We start from the raw sequence: 2,242 nt of genomic DNA on the forward strand, positions 1-2,242 counted from the left end.
GCTCAGGGCCGGGGTCCGGGGCGGGGCTCCGGGGCCGGGCTCTTCCGTCTTCAGACGCTCCGCCGGCCGGGCCCTCCCGCCTTCAGGCGCTCCGCAGGGCGGGCGTCCGGCCGCCGTCGGCAGCCGCCCCGCCCCCGGGACCGCGCCCGCAGGCAGGGCGGCGGCCGGCTCTCAGAGCTCGACGCCGAGCAGCGCGTCCACGATGTCCCTGACGAGCGCGGGCGCCCCAGGGTCGGTGCCGCCACCGGCCAGGGCCCGGTCCGCCCAGGCGTCGACCACCGCGAGCGCTCCGGGGGCGTCCAGATCGTCGGTCATGCGGGCGCGGAGCTCCGCGAGAACGGTCTCCGCCTCGGGGCCGGCAGGCAGGCCGGCGGCCGAACGCCAGCGTGCCAGCCGTACCTCGGCGGAGGCCAGCTGGTCGGCGGTCCACTCCCAGTCGCTGCGGTAGTGGTGCGCCAGCAGGGCCAGCCGGATGGCCATCGGGTCGGCCTCCTGGCGGAGCCGGGAGACGAAGACCAGGTTGCCCTTGGACTTGGACATCTTCTCGCCGTCGAGGGCGACCATGCCCGCGTGCACGTAGGCCTTCGCGAAGGGCCACTCCCCGGCGGCGACGTGGCCCTCGTGCGCGCCGCACTCGTGATGCGGGAAGATCAGGTCCGAACCGCCGCCCGCGACGTCGAACCCGCTGCCCAGGTTGGCCAGCGCGATCGCGGTGCACTCGATGTGCCAGCCGGGCCTGCCCTGGCCGAACGGCGAGGGCCAGGACGGCTCGCCGGGACGCTCGGCGCGCCAGAGCAGCCAGTCGAGCGGATGCTTCTTGCCCACCCTGTCGGGGTCTCCGCCGCGCTGGCCGAACAGGTCGAGCATCCGCTCCTCGGAGTATCCGGAGACGGCGCCGAACTTGGGCGCCGCGGCGACGTCGAAGTAGACGTCCCCGTCGAGGTCGTAGGTGGCGCCCTTGTCGCGCAGGAGCTCGATCAGCTCGGCCACCTGGTCGATCACCTCGGTGACGCCGACGTATTCGCGCGGCGGGAGGATCCGCAGCGCCTCCATGTCGGTCCGGAACAGCTCGATCTCACGCTCGGCGAGCTCCCGCCAGTCCTGCCCGGTCTGCTCGGCACGCTCCAGAAGAGGATCGTCCACGTCGGTGGCATTCTGGGTGAAATGGACCTCATGACCGGCGTCCCGCCAGAGCCGGTTGACCAGGTCGAAGGCGAGGTAGGTGTTGGCGTGGCCCAGATGGGTGGCGTCGTAGGGCGTGATGCCGCAGACGTACAGCCGCGCCGTAGGGCCGGGCTGGGTGGGGCCGACCTCTCCGGCGGCGGTGTCGAACAGCCGCAGCGGAGCACCAACACCAGGGAGCCGAGGGACCTTCGGCGCAGACCACGATCTCATGTATTGAGCCTATCCAGCAGACGGACCGCCCCGATCAGCCCGGGGCGGTGGTTACAGGGGCATTTGTCTCAACCGCCGGAACCTGGCGCATCATCCCGGCAGGACGCGGCGGAAGGCCGCCGGGTCACGTGGATCACCGGTGAAGTCGTAGCGGACGCCGCCGGCGGCCAGGGCGAGCAGGGTCACCGACAGGGAGCCGAAGACCCGCCCGTCGGGCAGCTCGTGATGAATGATCATGCTGCGGGGGTCACCGGCGGGCAGACCCGCCCCGGTCGCCAGCTCCCGCCACTCCCCCCAGGGGGCGTCGAGTGCCGGGGGGCGGCCGGCCTTGGCGAAGAGGGGGCGGAAGAACGCGACGCGCTCGTTCTCGTCGCCCCGCTCCCAGCCGCTGTTGACGATCATGTGGGTCCCCGGGGGGAGCTCGTCCTCGCCCAGCACGGACCCGTTCCAGTGCCACAGCCGGGCCCCGCCCGGATCCGCCACAACCAGATGGAAAGGGTCATAGCAGGTCAGGTCCAGGTCCGGCAGGCCGCCTTCGGCCGCCGCCCGGAGCGGCAGCTCGCCCCGGGACCGGCGGGTCTCCTCCGGGGCGAGCACGCCGCGGCCGTTGAGCAGGGCCCCGGCCCGCCTGGCGGCGGGATCGACGGCCAGCCAGGTGCCGCCCGCCTGGAGATCACGCCCGCCGATCAGGCCCGGCCAGTGCTCGGCCGGAGGGACCCACGGCCGGCCGGTGAACTCGTCGCGCACCCCGACGAGGATGAGGGGGATCTCGGCGCTCGGATCGATGCTGACGACAACCGTGCACATGCCCGGCAGGGTACGCCCCCGCCGGAGACGACCTCAGATC

The 2,242-nt window shown here is 73.2% G+C and carries 2 protein-coding genes; both read right to left on the bottom strand.

What is annotated here, in order from left to right; all coding sequences use genetic code 11:
- Positions 1-171: 171 nt before the first annotated feature.
- Positions 172-1,395, bottom strand: a complete 1,224-nt coding sequence (mshC, locus tag CA984_RS43750) for a cysteine--1-D-myo-inosityl 2-amino-2-deoxy-alpha-D-glucopyranoside ligase (protein WP_086579132.1) — start codon at positions 1,393-1,395, stop codon at positions 172-174.
- 90 nt (positions 1,396-1,485) lie between these two features.
- A complete protein-coding gene (locus CA984_RS43755; RefSeq protein ID WP_086579133.1) occupies positions 1,486-2,202 on the bottom strand; it encodes an NRDE family protein in 717 nt (238 codons plus the stop codon).
- Positions 2,203-2,242: the final 40 nt, after the last annotated feature.

Origin of the sequence: Streptosporangium minutum (assembly GCF_002149035.1) — a bacterium.
Lineage (GTDB): Bacteria > Actinomycetota > Actinomycetes > Streptosporangiales > Streptosporangiaceae > Streptosporangium > Streptosporangium minutum.